The sequence below is a fragment of the Bacillus cereus group sp. BcHK124 genome (genome assembly GCF_027712065.1).
Classification (GTDB): Bacteria; Bacillota; Bacilli; order Bacillales; family Bacillaceae_G; genus Bacillus_A; species Bacillus_A pacificus.
The window spans coordinates 253,306-270,212 of sequence record NZ_JAQFPJ010000001.1 but is presented as its reverse complement, the minus strand read 5'-3'; the positions used below and the strand labels follow the sequence as shown (position 1 = coordinate 270,212).

The following is a 16,907-nucleotide window of genomic DNA, read 5'->3' as shown; positions in this document are numbered from 1 at the left end:
ATTTATAGGTGGGATTTTATTGATCTATCACACGGTATAACCTAACTCCCCCTTATAACCAATAAGAAGAATAACTCCCCAGCACCGTAACAGAAAAACCAAGTGCTTCAAGTTCCATCGTTACGCCTGGCAATAATACGTCATCGTATGCTTTATCGACATCGATTAAGAAAAAGTAATTTCCAAGTCCTGTTTTCATCGGGCGCGATTCGATTTTAGATAAGTTTAATTTTCTCCATGCGAAAGCTGATAACACTTGATATAGTGCCCCTGCATAATCAGCAGGTAACGTTATCATAATCGTCGTTTTCTCTCCTCGGTTTTCTCCATTATTTGAGAGTATTGCTTTCTTTTTCTTATGGAGCACTAGGAAACGTGTATGATTATTTTTATGTGTATGAATACTTCGTCTTACGATCGTTAATCCGTATTTTTCTGCAGCCGCTTCATTTGCAATAGCCGCAATTTTTTCTTCAGGATGTTCTTTCACATATTGCGCTGCAGCACTTGTTGATGTCATATCTCGAGCAGTTATCCCTTTTAATTCTTCATTTAAAAACTTATGACATTGTGCAATAGCGTGTGGATGAGAATGCACTGCGTATACTTCTTCCCACACTTCTGCATACTGCGGATGTACAAGTAAATGTTGCTGAATGGGCACTGTAATTTCTCCTACAATAGAAAGTGGTTGCTCATGTACAAGATAATCAACCGTTATATTCACTGAACCTTCTATGGCATTTTCTAGTGGTACCACTGCATAATCTACATTTCCATTTGCAGCTGCATCCATACAATCTGGAATCGTTCGATACGGTACATGCTCTGCTTCCGGAAAAAAACGACTCACCGCCATATTTGTAAATGTTGCTTCTGGTCCTAAATATCCTACTCGAATCATCGTCTTTTCCCCTCTTTTTCATTTTCTTACTGTTATACCATACTTTTTTATATTCTTCTATGTAAATTTCGAATATTAAAAAAGGACTAGCATTTGCTAGTCTAAATGTTTCCTATATTCTCTTTGGGCGAAGAAGAAATAAATAATGCATGCAGCAATGTAGAACAAAATAAATACGCCTACTTTTCTTAATGATCCGTCCATAAAGACCGTATTATGAAACGTATATAACGCAACTGCACTATGCATACTCCCTACTATAATTGGTGCAAAAAATAGCATACACAATTGCCAACGAGAAATTTCCCACACTTCTTCCTTCGTCATTCCAAGTTTAGAAAGTGCACCATACTGCTTTCGGTCCGATGCAATATTATGGAACCATTTAAAATATACGATACTACATGAAGTAAGAAAGAATAATATACTAATGAATGAGCCTACAAATAGAGTAATATCGCCGAACTCTTTCATATTCACATATAACTCCATATTACTTCGAAATGCGTTATTATCATCTTGTTTTATATGTTTCCGTAAAGCTTCATTTAATTTTTTCGTATTTTCTATATTGGGTAATGTGTAGCCTCGATATATCATTTTTTCAGAATCCGGAACCTTATTTGCTATACTGTCAAAATCTTCATCATTCATAACGAAGAACAGACCATTAATGTGCGAAGGATGATGGTTAAATTGAACCTCTTCTTTCTGACCGTTAAATACGAATTGATATGGTTGATTCATTACTTGCAATTGAATCTCTTTTTGATTATATACATTCGAATTATTGTATTTATTATAATAAACGAGTGTCACTGTACCTTTTTTAGGATGATACGTTTTCTGTTTTTGTTTTCTTGCCTCTCGATTGTATTCACTTTGTTTAATGAGTGGCGCTACTTCTGTTTCCCCCTTATTGGTCTGAAAAGATGCATACACTCCAACAAAACTCATAAATTGAAAATCATCATATCCATATTGGTGCAATAATTGTTCAACCGTTCCCTCCGCAAAGACTTCATGGGTAGAAGCACCTTTTTCTATGTAAGAAAATGAGTGCACGCCCCCGCCACGCCACATATCTTGCATACCAGAAAAATATAAGAACACCGTACCTGTTGCTGTAACTACAAACGTCGTTGCCATAGACATCAGAAAGAAAAAGCGACCATTTTCCCTCATTCGATGTGACAATTGATTCACTATAAATAAGTACGGATATGTATACATAATCTTTTTATTTCGTTTTATTATTTCTAATATTTGAGCAGTGCCGTGTGTAAAAGAAAAATAAGTTCCGAAAAAGACAAGTATAGACACAGGGAAAAAATAGAACGCTATCGTTAGTATCGTCGCTTGTAACGCTAACGCATATCCTATACCTAAACAAATAAAGCCAAATATACAAAGCCACATTGATGTTTTCTTCTCTTTTTTATCTGCTCGAAATCCTTTCAATAACCGAATGATTTTTATATTCCATATACGTAAAGCACTTATAAAAGATAACGAAATAAAAACGACCATATATGTAATAAATGTTACACCAATCGCCCTTACGTCAAATATGACAGGGAGTTCTTTCGGAAGCCCCAGCAACATACTAAACATCATAAAGAAGAGCTTTAAAAAGATCATGCCAAGCCCAATGCCAAAAATATTAGCAAATACTCCGATCAACATTTGCTCGGTCATAATTACGCCAATTACGTTAGATTTCGTCGCTCCCATTAACATATATAATCCTAATTCTTTCTTACGTGCCTCTATGAAAATAGAAGTAGAGTACAAAATAAATATGACGAAAAAAGAAATGATAATAACATTACATATGATAAGTCCCCAGCGTACGTTTTGATACCACATCGTCTCCTGCATATACGGATGTACAATGACAGACATGTATGCAAAAGACGCAAATATCGCAAAACAACTACTTAAGAAAAACACTTTATAATTACGCAAATTTCCTTTTATATTTTGTAGCGCTAGTTGCCGAATGTTCATCTATCGTCCTCCTGTAACTTACTACATAGGCAAAAAGCTAGAGGTTTCTCTAGCTTTGCACGTGTTTTAAATATCCTCTTTGCGCGATCATAAAGTAAATCGCAGAAGCTAAAATGTATGCTCCAATTACAAGCGCACCTGATTTCCATAAATCGAGATAAAGCATTTTTCCTAACGTATGAAGAGCAAATCCACTATGAATGGCACCAATTACAATTGGGATAAAGAAGATAACGCCCATTTGTCGAATTGCAATTTTACGAATTTCTTTATCTGTCATACCGATTCTCTTTAACGATTTAAATTGAATACGATCTTGTTCTTTATCGTTAAACCATTTAAAGTATGTCATACTACAAGCGAAGAAGAAGAAGAGTACAGCTACAAAGAAACCGATAAACATTGTAATTGCCCCTGATTCTCTTATATTTTTATAAGCAAGCACTGAGTTGTTTAGTTCCCCTTGTTTATCTGGTGCAATTTCCTTTTTCAAATCTAACACAAGATCTTCCGTACTTTTCCAATCTTCTATATAATAACCGTAATATTTCTTCTTTTCTTCATCTGGTACGAGCTTTGCGTATTTCTCAAAATCTTGATCATTTACAATGAGATATTCACTATCATTAAAAACAGAAAATGAAGTTGGGGCATTTAATTGAACAGATTGCGTTTGTCCGTTAATTTTAATTTCATGCGGTTTCGTACGATCTATCTTCATCATATCGTTCGCCATATCCGTTATGACCATCGTTGCACTACCAGGTGCATTATGAACTTCTCTAACTTGCTCTCTTTTTTGTTTACGTACTTCAGCGTTATATTCTTTTTCTGAAACAATCGCCATTGGCATTTCATGTTCACTGTTAAACATTGTAATTTTTTGAGTTCCAAGAAGTTTTACGTACGTTACTTCTCGCGCTTCTTCAAATCCGTGTTTTTTTATTAATTCTTTTGCTTTTCCTTCTTTGATGACATTATGCGTATGTATTCCCTTTTCCTCATACGAAATAGCATGAGGGGTACTAGTTACTGCCTTATAGCTCATATCTTCAAAGAATACATACAGTGTACCGACTGCTGAAGATACAACCGCCGTAATGATAGAAATTACAAATAGAAAACGAGCATTATCCTTCATTTTATAAATAAGATTGCTAAGTACGAACATATTTGGATATGTATAAAAAGATTTTTTTCGTTTTTGTAACGCCTTTAATACAACTGTACTACCTTGTGTAAACAGCAAATAAGTTCCGCCTATCGTCAGCCCTACAATCGGTAAAAACAGAATGATAAAATTCATAAATGTTACTTGGAAGCTAAGTACATATGCAACAATAATACATCCTATACCAACTATGCATAACCATGTAAATGCAAAAGGCTCTACTTTTTGCTTTCTTGCTTCTCTTAATAAATCAATAATTTGCAAGCGTCCTACTGTCCAAACACTAAACAATGATAGGATTAAAAAGAGAATAAAGTACACACCAGCTGTAATAAGAACTGCTTTACTATTCCATACGAGCGGTAGTGTTTTATCAATTTTTAGTAATACACTCAGTGCTTGGAAAAATAGTTTTGAGCAAAGCATTCCGCCCCCAATACCAACTACAATTGCAATACTACCTAACATCAGTTGCTCTAATATAATCATTCGGCCGAGCTGCGATTTCGTTCCGCCTATTAATGTTAATAGACCAAACTCTTTTTTCCTTGCTCGTAAAAACGTTGAATTTGCATATAAAATAAAGAGTGCTGAGAAGATGACTACAATATAATTCATCGATTCTAACCCTTTTGAAATCATCTCCCTCATACTAATATTACCGCCTACAACATCTGGATGATAAATGAAGGAAGCATACATGAAAAATACGACTATCGATAAACAACTGCTTATAAGAAACGCTTTATAATTACGCCAATTTCCTTTTACATTATTAAGCGCGAGCTGGCGAAAGTTCATGATATTCCCCTCCTAGCATCGCAAGTACGTCCAGAATTTCTTGGAAAAAGGCTTGTTTCGTTCTTCCCTTATGTATTTCTGAGAAAATCTCTCCATCACGTATGAAAAGAATACGTTCGCAATAACTCGCCGCTACTGGATCATGCGTTACCATTGCAATTGTCACTTTCTTTTGTTCATGTAAGTCTTGCAACGCGCTCATTAATGATTTTGCTGACTTAGAATCTAAGTTTCCAGTTGGCTCATCTGCTAAAATTAACGTCGGTTCATGAATGATCGCTCTCGCAGCTGCTGCACGTTGTTGTTGGCCACCTGATACTTCATATACCTTTTTATTTAAAATGCCCTCGATATTTAAAAACTTTGCAATCTCAAGCACTTTTGCATCGATTTCATTTACAGATTTCTTCGCCATTACAAGTGGTAAAATGATATTTTCTTTAATCGATAACGTATCAAGTAAGTTAAAATCTTGGAAAATGAATCCTAAATGTGTACGGCGAAACTCCGCTAATTTTGCAGCACGCATTTGATTAATTTCTTCCCCATTTACAAGCACATGACCTGAAGTTTGCTTATCAATTGTTGCTAATAAATTTAAAAGCGTTGTTTTCCCGCTCCCTGAAGGACCCATAATCCCTACAAATTCGCCTTCTTCTATTTTAAAATTTATATCGTTTAAAGCAGTCGTCGCTACTGAACCTTTTGATTGGTACACCTTCGTTAATCCTTTTACTTCAAGAACACTCATTTCTAATCCCCCTATGTGTTTTCTTCTTACATTTACTATAAGAAAAATAAGAAAAAGAAACGAGTGATTTCCCTTACAAAACGTTTTGTTATCTTACAGTTTTGTCATTTTTCTCATTAATGTATGATATTCTTCATCTTTTGCAAATTGGAACGTGAATGTTGTCCCTTCCCCTTCAGCCGATTGCACATACATACCGTGATGTAAATTATCACAAATTTCCTTCGTAATATATAAACCCATTCCAGTCGCTTCTCTCGTTTTCCGGCCATTTACCCCTGTAAAGAATGGATCAAATATACGCTTTACATCTTGCTCTGGAATACCGATTCCATTGTCCTTAATATGTAATAACACCTTTTGATCTTTCTCTTCAATTTGAAATTGAATTTCCTTTTTCTCTGCTTCCGAAATTTTTGTATACTTAATTGCATTTACAACAATTTGTCCTATAGCAATACTAAGCCATTTTCTATCAGAGGCAACCATACAAATATCTTCCTCAAACATCACTTTCGGAAATACAGACGATTGAATGAAGGACTTTCTATTTTCATTAATAATACCTCTAATAATATCTATCACATTTACTACTTCTACTTTATAATCTTTCACAAACTGCTCTAACCTTGCCATATGTAACGCTAAATCTAAACCATTTAGTATGCGATTATTTTCTTCACGAATACTTTCAACTGTCGCTCTTGCTTCACGATGCTCTTTACCAAACTTCTGTAATAGTAACTCAATAACAGATACCGGTGTTTTCATTTGATGAATCCATTGGTTCATAAATATCATTTGCTGTTGTTCTTTTGCATGTTGTTTATGAACTTCATTCATATATTGCTGTCTTAATAGCGTAAACGATTCAACGACCATCTCTTGCTCTGCCGTATAAGAAGTATCAATAAGTAAGGAATCATGTAATGTATTTCCGCTAGTAACATATTTTTCGATCCTCCTTAAAAATACACTCCGTTTTCGGTAATCGTAAATAAGGTATACAGTAAACACAACTATCCCTAATAAAAGTCCGTATAACCATGTATTCCAATCAATAGATCGCTTTTCTAAAAGACTTTGCAACTGCAAAACGAGCCCAAATAAACAGAGGCTAACAATGTAAGAAAGAATTAAAGAAAAGCGGTCCATGAGGTAATCTTTAACCTTCATGTCCTTCTCCCCACTCTGTAAGAAGCGCATAACCGTATCCACGTTTCGTTACAATTGCATTTTTAATGCCTAGCTCCTCTAGTTTCTTTCTTACACGTTTTACATTTACGGTTAATGTATTATCATCAACAAAAGCTACCTCATCCCAGAGGGCTTCTAACAATTCTTCGCGCGTTACATATTGATCTGCTTGTTTCATTAAACACTCTAATAAGTAAAATTCATTTTTTGTCAGTTCTGTTTGTTGTCCTTGCCACTCAACAACGTGCTGAGATGGGAATAACAACAGTCCATTTACACCTAAACAATCGCTTTCTGCCGCAGAAGCATACTCACCATACCCACGACGAAGTGCACTTTTCACCTTAGCCATTACAATGTCTAAATGGAATGGCTTCGTAATGTAATCATCTCCGCCATTTTCAATTGCCATTACTTGATCCATTTCCCCCGTTCTTGCAGAAACAAAAATAATTGGTGCATTCGATACAGTGCGGATTTGACGACACCAATAGAAACCATCAAAATACGGTAAATTAATATCAAGTAACACGAGATGTGGATTTACTTTTACAAACTCATCTTTTATATGCCGCAAATCACTCGCTCTAAATGACTGATAGCCATACCTTTCTAAATGTTCCTCTAATATCCCCGCGATTTTCTCATCATCTTCTACGATTAATATTTTATACATGTTCACTTTCTCCCCATAAAAAGTTCTTATAAAACCACTTCTTTTTCTATTATAAATTGAAAATTTAATTAGTGGGGATTTTCCCCTGTATAAATCAGACTTTTACGATATAAAGTGAACCTTTAATCAGTGGGGGGTTTTTCTTCCCTCCACCTAACTTCTTTGCTTTCGCTACATTTTGAGATAGGGGTCTTACTGCCCATTAAAGTGAGATAAAAAAAGACTGCCGTATTTCGGCAGTCTTAGTCGATAAATTCAAATTCATATTCAAGAATTTTTACAATATCTCCGTCTTTTGCGCCACGTGCACGAAGCGCTTCATCAATACCCATTCCGCGCATTTGGCGAGCGAAACGACGTACAGATTCATCACGTGAGAAGTCTGTCATCTTGAATGTTTTCTCGATATCATAACCAGAGATAACAAACGTGCCATCACTTTCACGTGTAATGTCAAATTTAACACCTTCAGTCTCAAGTTTGTACATTACACTTGTATCAGACTCATCCGCTACTTCATGTATTGGGAATTCAGGTGTTGTTTCTAATAAGTTCGCTACTTCAAATAGTAAATCACGAACACCTTGTTTCGTTACAGCTGAGATTGGGAAGATTTTTACTTCGTCTCCCACTTTCTCTTTAAATGCTTGTAAGTTTTCTTCTGCATCTGGCATATCCATTTTGTTTGCAACAACAACTTGTGGACGCTCCGTTAGGCGAAGATTGTATTCTTTTAATTCATTATTAATCGTTACGTAATCTTCATATGGATCACGGCCTTCTAAACCAGACATATCAATTACATGCACGATTACACGTGTACGCTCAATATGACGCAGGAATTGATGACCAAGTCCGACGCCAGCATGTGCGCCTTCAATTAGTCCAGGAAGGTCAGCCATAACGAAGCTGCGGTTATCACCAGTTTCAACAACACCAAGATTTGGAACGATTGTTGTGAAGTGATACTCTGCAATTTTCGGACGTGCTGATGATACGACAGATAATAATGTAGATTTACCTACACTTGGGAATCCAACAAGTCCAACGTCTGCTAGTACTTTAAGTTCTAGAATGACATCACGCTCTTGACCTGGTTCCCCGTTCTCAGCGATTTCTGGCGCTGGGTTCGTTGGAGTAGCAAAACGTGAGTTACCACGACCACCACGGCCACCTCTTGCAATAACAGCTGATTGTCCATGTGTTACTAAATCCGCAAGAATTTGGCCTGTTTTTTCATCTTTTACTACCGTTCCAGGTGGAACTTTAACGATTAAATCTTCAGCTTTACGACCGTGCTGCCCTTTACTCATTCCGTGCTGACCGCGATCAGCTTTGAAATGACGTTGGTAGCGGAAATCCATTAATGTACGTAAGCCTTCTTCAACAACGAAAACAACATCTGCACCTTTACCACCGTCGCCACCTGCTGGACCACCTTTTGGAACATACTTCTCACGACGATACGCAACCATTCCGTTACCACCGTCGCCGCCTTTTACATATATCTTGACCTGATCTACAAACATTATTTCACCACACTTTTTTCAATTGGTTGTAATATAACTGAGACTTCTTCGTCTCTTACTGTATAAGAAATGGAATACCATTTATTGTTTTGGTTCGCAAGCCAATTCTGTAGTTCTTCTACACTCGTTAGCTTACCACGAAAATCAAAAAAGAAACGAGCATTCTCCGCGTCACATTCAATTGTGATACAAACATAATTTTCAACATATACGTCTAAACTATGCTGAAGCATTGAGAAAAATTGATTCGTCCATGTACATACAGTCTCATCTAAGTGAGATAAGTTATGTAAATTCCCTAATACTTCGTACTCCAATAAGCACGGCTGCTGTTTCCAATTATATGTTAAAATCCACTCTGAAAATAAAGGCATTGATAGCCCCATCAGATTGGATTCTTGTCTCGCTTCTTGGACAAAACGATCGATGAGACTATGAATTTCTTCCACTTTTCCAAGGGAAAGGTTTCCTTTCACCATCTGCATACGATTGAGCCAATCATGTCTTGAATGGCGCAATGCATCTATAATTGTCCATTTTTTATTCATTTAGATACTCCTTAATATAGAAAAACTCTAACCTGCACTCAGGTTAGAGTTTTCCGTGAGTTCTTATGCTTCTTGAGCAACAGGATATACGCTCACTTGTTTGCGGTCACGGCCAAGACGCTCGAAGCGTACTACGCCGTCAACTTTCGCGTATAAAGTGTCATCGCCACCACGACCAACGTTAACACCTGGATAAATTTTTGTACCGCGTTGACGGTAAAGAATTGAACCACCTGTAACCGTTTGACCATCTGCGCGTTTAGCACCAAGACGTTTTGACTGAGAGTCACGACCGTTCTTTGTACTACCTACACCTTTCTTAGATGCGAAAAACTGAAGATCTAATCTTAACATACGTTACACCTCCTGCACTTTTTCTATTAAACGGATATACTTTCCGTAATCAAGTTCGATCGTCTTAAGCGAAACAACCAATCCTTCTAAAAGTATCTGTGCTTTTTCTGCTGTATGAACGTCTAAATCATTAGGCAATTCATACGTTAAGAATCCACCATCACTTCCGAGTTCAATAGTTGCCTGCACATTACAAAGTTCTTCCACAGCATTTATGGAACCAAACACAACCGCTGTAGTTCCAGCACAGACAAGATCTTGTCCATGTGGCGCATAATCGGCATGTCCAGTCATTTTAAATGATTGGATACTTCCTAATTTCGTGCGACTTATCGTAATTTTAATCATGTTAACCAGAATTAAGCGTTGATAGCTTCAACAACTAGCTTAGTGTAAGGTTGACGATGACCTTGTTTCTTACGATTGTTCTTTTTCGCTTTGTATTTGAAAACGATGATTTTCTTAGCGCGACCGTGTTTTTCAACTTTCGCAGTAACTGTTGCACCTTCTACAACTGGGCTACCAACTTTCACGTTTTCGCCACCAACGAAAAGAACTTTGTCAAAAGTAACAGTTTCACCAGCTTCAACATCTAATTTTTCAATGTAGATTTCTTGACCAGCTTCAACTTTGATTTGTTTTCCACCTGTTTCGATAATTGCGTACATACTTGCACCTCCTCTTAATTACTAAGACTCGCCAAAAACGAGGTAGACATAAATGCCTTTAAGGAACCTGTCTTGTGCGGTTGTAGCATATAGCCGTTTAGGTGCTATAAACTATAACATAAAGATGTTATCATGAATCATAGACTATTGTCAATGAAAGTTCTAATAACTATTTTTTCCGTTCTATAATTTCTTTTTTACTTCCAAAACGGATAATAGCGTACTTTTCGATCATATCATCTTTGAAATAAATTTCAAATGGAATATTTTTTTGTAATTCTTTTTGCAAAAATTGTTTTTGTAATTCTTTAGGTGCAGAGATTAATACTGCCTCATCTTCTATATTGCCATATGAAATTAGCTCTCTCTCTAGCTCATACGCAATCGTTTCATACGACATGACATAGCCTGTCGCTTTGCACGGTGCACACTCTTCAAGTAATACGTCGCGTAAAGAATGTTTTTTACGTTTACGTGTCATCTCTAAAATCCCTAACTCTGTGAACCCGAGCACTCTTGTATATGTTCGATCATTTTGCATAGCAGCGATGAGACATTCTCTTATCTTTTCTTTATCTTCTCTTCTTTTCATATTAATAAAGTCAATTAATATCATACCACCAATATCACGGAGTCTTAATTGACGCGCTATCTCTTCAGCTGCTACTTCATTTGTACGAAGGACTGTATCTTGTAAATTCTGTTTTCCAGTAAACTTACCCGTATTCACATCAATTACAGTCATCGTCTCCATTTGTTCCACAATTAAATAAGCACCATTTGGGAGCCAAACAATTTTTTGAAGTGCTTTCTCAATCTCACGCTCTATGCCAAAATGGTTAAACATTGAAGACTTTTCATTATAAAAAGATATTTTTTCTTTACCGACTTTTTCTTCTAATTCTTTTACTATACTTCTTGTATCTACAACTACTTTTTCAATCGTTTCAATTGGATTCTCTTGAAATACACGATCTAAAAAGGTTGCTGGTCGATGGACTAGTAACGGTGCCTTTCCTTGGCCCTCTTTTCTTTTTAACTCTTCATATAACTGCTGTAACCTTTGCATTTCAGCTTGTATTTCTTCAATTTCTCCTTTTTCAGAAGCTGAGCGGAAAATATAACCTCCTTTCCCTTCTACTTCAATTTGGAGTAATTGTTGCCTTCTTTTATTGTTTTTTATTTTCCGAGAAACCGCACGCATTTCATCATATGGCATATAAACGACATATTTCCCGGTAAATTCTATATTTGCTGTCAATTTTGGCCCTTTCGTATCAATTGCCTCTTTTACAACTTGTACGAGCACCGCTTGTCCTTCATGTATATGATAAGAAGATGGTACATCATCGTACGAAAGATAAGCATGTTTTTCTAAACCTATATTTACAAAAGCTGCATTCATTCCAGCAATCGTTCTTACGATACGTCCAACATAAATATGCCCAACAATTTCTTGTTCTTCATTTCGTTTCCATAAAAACTCAACAATTTTCTTCTTCTCTTCAATTGCAACGCGTTTTTCCGATCCAGCGTAGTTCATATATAACGTTTTCAAAATACTTTCCTCACTTTATAATCTTCTTTGCTTTTACAATAATAAAAGGTTAGTGCTAACGTCAACACTAACCGATTAATTCTTCAACAGATGAAGTTGTTCGTTTTTCAGTAAAATACGCATAAAGCAATTCATTTTCATCCAATGTGTAATGTTCTTTATATTTTCCGCGGACGATAATAGAATGCTTATAGCCTCTACGAAATTTTGTGAATATCTTATATAAATGATCTTCTGATTGCACCTCAATCGGTGCAATCTTTTCAATTCCTCTTTTGTTCCCATAATAACGTTCTAATAAAAAACGCATAAAGGCATACCGTCTTTGCTTCCATTCTTGATATAACGACACCGCTAAAAATATGAGTAGTACCCACATCATAATATTGTTACTATTCCAAAGTAACTGCCCTCCTAGTATGACACTAAAAAAAACACATGATAATTTCATCATCTTTTCATGTGCTTGTAAATAAGGAAAACGATATGATAGTACGTTAAACAATACTTTTCCACCATCAAGAGGCCAAATAGGTAGTAAATTAAACGCTAAAATAATTATATTATTCCACATAAAGAAATAATATAATTCCGAATGAAGCCAACCAGCTTCAAACAACATATAGCCTACCGCCATCATCCAAAGATGTTGAATAGGTCCTGCAATTACAACAACTAGTTCCTCTTTCAATGATTTATTCCCATGTTCCTCAAGCTCAGCCACACCACCAAACGGCAAAAGTTGAATCTTCTTAATACGCCAATTATAGTGTGCCGCTGCAAAAGCATGCCCAAGTTCATGGATGAGAACGATACAAAATAACAGTAGTAACTCTTTAAAACGTGCCGTGAAAATACCAATGACAATAATAACCCAAAACAACGGATGTACTGAAATCTTTGTTAAAACATCTCTATATTTAATCAAATGAAATCACCTGAATCGGATCAATAAATTTTTCGTCCTTTTTTATTGCGAAATAAAACTTACCATTTTTATTATTCGCATCATTATTCACTGTTCCAATTTTTTGTTTCTTTGAAACATAATCATATAATTTCACTGACATATCATTTAAATTTGCATACCATGACTCCGTACCATCTGCATGCTGAATTTGAACTGTATTACCAAGTTCCTCTTTCTTGCCCGCAAAAACTACTAGCCCTTCATTCACTGACTCAACAGTTGCATTTGTAGCTGTTTGTACAAATACACCTTGGCCATTTTTTTGAAACCCTTGCATCACCTTTCCGGAAGCAGGAATGGCATAATCTTTTTGCTGAATCGTTTCTTCTTTTTTCTCATTAGGCGAATAGAACACGAGCGGTTTTCCAAACTGTTTTTCGTACCATTTCGCTACAGTAGCAAACTGAAACTCTTCTTTCATCACTTTTTCTGTAACAGCTTTAGCACCGTCGAAAGAAGCTGGTGCATTCTTATATAAAATAGCGACAGAAAGAACTAATATTGCTGATAACAATACTTTGAAGAAAAACACTTCTTTTCGAAATAAAGGATGAATTTCCTTTTCTCCATCTTCAATAAAGACTGTTTCACTATCAAAATTCCCTCCAGCAAAATACTGCTCTTCCTCCATCCTTTCTTGCTCTGCCTTCCTCTTCGCAATCCGTTTTTTAATTTCTTCTACACGTCTATTCTTCATACTGTCTCCTTTCTTTCGTTAAGCTAATGTACATAGAAACAGTTGTATACAGTTTGTACATATGTATGAGCTAGGTATGGAAGATATTCGTGTGAAGAAAAAAGAAAGCACTCCGCAAATATGCGAAGTGCTTTTAACGGATTCCAAAGAAGTTTTTCACCTTTGTAAATACCGATACCTTTTCTTGTTCAAATGCTTGTAATGGGACATTCTCACCCAACAAACGTCTTGCAATATTACGATAAGCTAACGCTGCTTTTCCGCTCGGTTGCAACGCTACAGGCTCACCTGTATTTGTAGCACGAATAACTTCATCATCATCTTCGACAACACCAAGAAGCTCGATTGACAATGTACGTACGATTTCATCAACATCTAACATATCCTGTTCATGAAGCATATGACTACGCACACGATTAATAACAAGTTTCGGTGGTTCAATATCCTCTTTTTCTAAAAGCCCGATAATACGATCCGCATCGCGCATTGAGGATACTTCTGGCGTCGTAACAACAATTGCTTTATCCGCACCAGCTACCGCGTTTTTAAATCCCTGCTCAATCCCCGCAGGACAATCAATTAATATGTAATCATAATCTTGACGTAATACTTGTATTAATTCATCCATTTGTTCAGGTGTTACCGCTGATTTATCACTCGTTTGTGCTGCAGGTAATAAATAAAGATCATCAAAACGTTTATCTTTAATAAGAGCCTGAGGTAAACGGCAACGCCCTTCAACGACATCAACAAGATCAAATACAATACGATTTTCCAGCCCCATTACTACGTCTAAGTTTCGAAGACCGATATCTGTGTCAATTAAGCACACTTTCTTTCCAGATAACGCTAGGGCTGTCCCAATGTTCGCAGACGTTGTAGTTTTACCTACACCGCCTTTTCCAGATGTAATTACTATTGCCTCTCCCACAGCTATACAATTCCCCTTTCTAACTTTGTTAAATTAGGTCTAAGATGAGTGAGAAGTTGCAGTCGATCGACAACAATGTGATTGTTCTCATTAATATACGCACATTCTGCCGCCTCCGCTCCGTCTTCTTTCTCTTCCGGAGCCCGCATTGCCACATCACTAATTCGAAGTTGCATCGGGTTCATAACAGATGCAGCGATTACAGCATCTGAATCCCCATAATACCCCGCATGTGCAATTCCTCTTAATGATCCTACGACAAAAATATTCCCCCCAGCGATAACCGTTCCGCCTGGATTAACATCACCAATTAACAATAAATTTCCTTTTACATGTAAAACTTGTCCAGAGCGAACAATTTTGGAAATAGGGACGATTTCTGTTTCTTCTTTCCAAGCTATTGCTTCCTCTTTCGTTATAACATCACTTTCAATCGAATCCACAACGAGATTCTTTTTATTACGAATTAACGTACGAATCTCTTCTTGTTGGACTTCTGTTAAATAACGGTTTCCTACTTTCACATGCACTTCAATTAAAGAGCGTCCATCACCATCATAGTAATGTGTAGAAAGCTTTTCATCCAATTCCTTCAATAATTCAGAGAATGAACAACAATCATCTAAATGAAGGGTTATTCCGTCTTTTGTCCCTTTTATTGTTACATTTTGTTGCTTTTTTTCTTCCACTAAAGTTCACCCCACCGATTCAATTCGACATAAAATTAGAAAATCCTTTTTTCTTTTTCTTCCATCGCTTTTGAAAGACGCACTAAATATCGTCTCAGTGGGAAACAAACTATCAATAAGAAAATTGCATTTAGCAATAAAGTAGACAGGAGACGATCTGTGAAAAAGACATACGCCGACATATGAGTACGTCCTAACAAAGTTAAAAATCCATACACATAATACTCTAATGCTACTATGCTAGCTAGTACGATAGAAGTAACAATAAATAAATTCAATTGTAGTACCTTCATCACACTATAAACTAAATAAACTAAAATCGGATACGCAAAAATATATATACCAACAAGTTCCGTGTATACGGTATCAAATAAGAAACCAAATAATAGTCCGTAATAAATCCCTTGGACCGGACTATAGTACACAGTAATAAAACATAACACAATGATAAAGAAATGAGGTGATGCTATACTGTCTTTCCAAAAAACCTCTGTTGGAACAATAGTAGCAAACATATTTTCAAATAAAAAAGCAAAAAGGAGCAAAAGAGGAAGAGCTGCTCTTTTTAAAATCTTCATCATCTCTTCTCCCCCTCCTATTCTAATGGCGCTGAAGGCGTTTCACGTTTCGCAACTACAACATGCTCTACGTCATTTAAATCAGCGGCTGGCTTTACATAAGCTGTTTTTGTTAAACCATATGGATCCGGCTGAACATCAACGATGGTTCCAATTACAAGACCTTTCGGGAAAATATCACCAAGTCCAGATGTTACAACTAGTTGATCGGTCTTTACATTTGCATCAGAGCCAATCTTTGTGAACAGAAGTAAGTGTTTTTCTTTGTCGTACCCTTCAATCAATCCAAAGATTTTCTCATCACCTTGTACGATAGCAGAAACACGATTTGTTCGGCTCATAGAACTTAACAATTCTACTGATGATGTAAACTGAGATACACTTTTCACTCGTCCAACTAAACCTTGTGGAGTTAATACAGCCATATCTTTTTTAATTCCTTGCTGTGCCCCTTTATCAAGTCCAACTAAATCGTACCATTTATCTGGATTACGAGAAACAACAGTCGCTGGAATTTCAGTATAACCGCTATTTAACTTATCTTTACCCGTTAACTCTTGTAGTTTCTTTTTATCATCTTCTAATTGTTTTACTTTCCCTGATAGACCTGCATAATTGTCTAATTTTGCTTTTAATTCTTTATTCTCTTCATACGTGCGCTTTACATCCTCTACATTTTCGAAGAATCCAGCTACGTATTTCGCTGGCTTTTGGAATACACGTTCTACAACACCGACAGTGTCTTTAACAAACTGCTCTGGCCATGTTAAACTGTTCCGTTCTTTCAATGAGATTCCAATCAATGCCACGAGAAGAATAATACTAACTAACAAAACAATTAATCTTTTGTTTAAGAAAAACTGTGGCACGTTCAC

The 16,907-nt window shown here is 36.3% G+C and carries 18 protein-coding genes and 1 other annotated feature; all 18 genes read right to left on the bottom strand.

Annotation, left to right across the window (positions count from 1 at the left end):
* Window positions 1-52: 52 nt before the first annotated feature.
* Window positions 53-904, bottom strand: coding sequence for a prephenate dehydratase (gene pheA / locus PDK19_RS01475; protein ID WP_000621724.1), 852 nt, complete (start codon window positions 902-904; stop codon window positions 53-55).
* Window positions 905-1,000: 96 nt separating this feature from the next.
* A complete protein-coding gene (locus PDK19_RS01470; protein WP_049113898.1) occupies window positions 1,001-2,914 on the bottom strand; it encodes an ABC transporter permease in 1,914 nt (637 codons plus the stop codon).
* 49 nt (window positions 2,915-2,963) lie between these two features.
* A complete protein-coding gene (locus tag PDK19_RS01465) occupies window positions 2,964-4,886 on the bottom strand; it encodes an ABC transporter permease (RefSeq protein ID WP_049113900.1) in 1,923 nt (640 codons plus the stop codon).
* Window positions 4,861-5,637 (bottom strand): ABC transporter ATP-binding protein, encoded by a 777-nt coding sequence (locus PDK19_RS01460; protein ID WP_000114533.1) that lies wholly within the window; start codon window positions 5,635-5,637, stop codon window positions 4,861-4,863. Before PDK19_RS01460 ends, PDK19_RS01465 begins: the two co-directional genes overlap by 26 nt.
* A gap of 93 nt (window positions 5,638-5,730) precedes the next feature.
* A complete protein-coding gene (locus PDK19_RS01455; protein ID WP_270706485.1) occupies window positions 5,731-6,813 on the bottom strand; it encodes a HAMP domain-containing histidine kinase in 1,083 nt (360 codons plus the stop codon).
* Complete coding sequence (locus PDK19_RS01450; RefSeq protein ID WP_000276715.1) at window positions 6,803-7,510, bottom strand: response regulator transcription factor; 708 nt, start codon at window positions 7,508-7,510, stop codon at window positions 6,803-6,805. The genes PDK19_RS01455 and PDK19_RS01450 overlap by 11 nt, the downstream gene beginning before the upstream one ends.
* 242 nt (window positions 7,511-7,752) lie before the next feature.
* Window positions 7,753-9,039 carry a GTPase ObgE gene (gene obgE / locus PDK19_RS01445; RefSeq protein WP_000497114.1) on the bottom strand — a complete coding sequence of 429 codons (1,287 nt, stop codon included), beginning with the start codon at window positions 9,037-9,039 and terminating at the stop codon, window positions 7,753-7,755.
* Entirely contained in the window at window positions 9,039-9,587 is a 549-nt protein-coding gene (locus PDK19_RS01440; protein WP_001037006.1) for a sporulation initiation phosphotransferase B, read from the bottom strand. The genes obgE and PDK19_RS01440 overlap by 1 nt, the downstream gene beginning before the upstream one ends.
* A gap of 63 nt (window positions 9,588-9,650) precedes the next feature.
* Window positions 9,651-9,941, bottom strand: coding sequence for a 50S ribosomal protein L27 (rpmA, locus tag PDK19_RS01435; RefSeq protein ID WP_000944958.1), 291 nt, complete (start codon window positions 9,939-9,941; stop codon window positions 9,651-9,653).
* A 3-nt stretch (window positions 9,942-9,944) separates the two neighbouring features.
* The gene (locus PDK19_RS01430) at window positions 9,945-10,289 is read right to left on the bottom strand and encodes a ribosomal-processing cysteine protease Prp (protein WP_001993153.1); all 345 of its coding nucleotides are present in this window, start codon (window positions 10,287-10,289) and stop codon (window positions 9,945-9,947) included.
* Between the two features lie 11 nt (window positions 10,290-10,300).
* Window positions 10,301-10,609 carry a 50S ribosomal protein L21 gene (gene rplU, locus PDK19_RS01425; protein ID WP_000270908.1) on the bottom strand — a complete coding sequence of 103 codons (309 nt, stop codon included), beginning with the start codon at window positions 10,607-10,609 and terminating at the stop codon, window positions 10,301-10,303.
* A gap of 14 nt (window positions 10,610-10,623) precedes the next feature.
* Window positions 10,624-10,701: a sequence feature (ribosomal protein L21 leader region), on the bottom strand.
* Between the two features lie 77 nt (window positions 10,702-10,778).
* A complete protein-coding gene (locus PDK19_RS01420; protein WP_000855435.1) occupies window positions 10,779-12,167 on the bottom strand; it encodes an Rne/Rng family ribonuclease in 1,389 nt (462 codons plus the stop codon).
* 67 nt (window positions 12,168-12,234) lie between these two features.
* Window positions 12,235-13,095, bottom strand: a complete 861-nt coding sequence (gene spoIVFB / locus PDK19_RS01415) for a stage IV sporulation intramembrane metalloprotease SpoIVFB (RefSeq protein ID WP_000599052.1) — start codon at window positions 13,093-13,095, stop codon at window positions 12,235-12,237.
* Window positions 13,088-13,834 carry a stage IV sporulation protein SpoIVFA gene (gene spoIVFA / locus PDK19_RS01410; protein ID WP_000797468.1) on the bottom strand — a complete coding sequence of 249 codons (747 nt, stop codon included), beginning with the start codon at window positions 13,832-13,834 and terminating at the stop codon, window positions 13,088-13,090. The genes spoIVFB and spoIVFA overlap by 8 nt, the downstream gene beginning before the upstream one ends.
* A 133-nt stretch (window positions 13,835-13,967) precedes the next feature.
* Entirely contained in the window at window positions 13,968-14,765 is a 798-nt protein-coding gene (gene minD / locus PDK19_RS01405; RefSeq protein ID WP_000503311.1) for a septum site-determining protein MinD, read from the bottom strand.
* Window positions 14,766-14,767: 2 nt separating this feature from the next.
* Window positions 14,768-15,454: a septum site-determining protein MinC gene (gene minC / locus PDK19_RS01400; RefSeq protein WP_000391517.1), complete on the bottom strand. Its 687-nt coding sequence runs from the start codon at window positions 15,452-15,454 to the stop codon at window positions 14,768-14,770.
* A gap of 35 nt (window positions 15,455-15,489) precedes the next feature.
* On the bottom strand, window positions 15,490-16,035 hold the full coding sequence (mreD, locus tag PDK19_RS01395; RefSeq protein ID WP_000975746.1) for a rod shape-determining protein MreD: 546 nt from the start codon (window positions 16,033-16,035) through the stop codon (window positions 15,490-15,492).
* A gap of 14 nt (window positions 16,036-16,049) precedes the next feature.
* Complete coding sequence (gene mreC, locus PDK19_RS01390) at window positions 16,050-16,901, bottom strand: rod shape-determining protein MreC (RefSeq protein WP_001135480.1); 852 nt, start codon at window positions 16,899-16,901, stop codon at window positions 16,050-16,052.
* Window positions 16,902-16,907 lie beyond the last annotated feature (6 nt).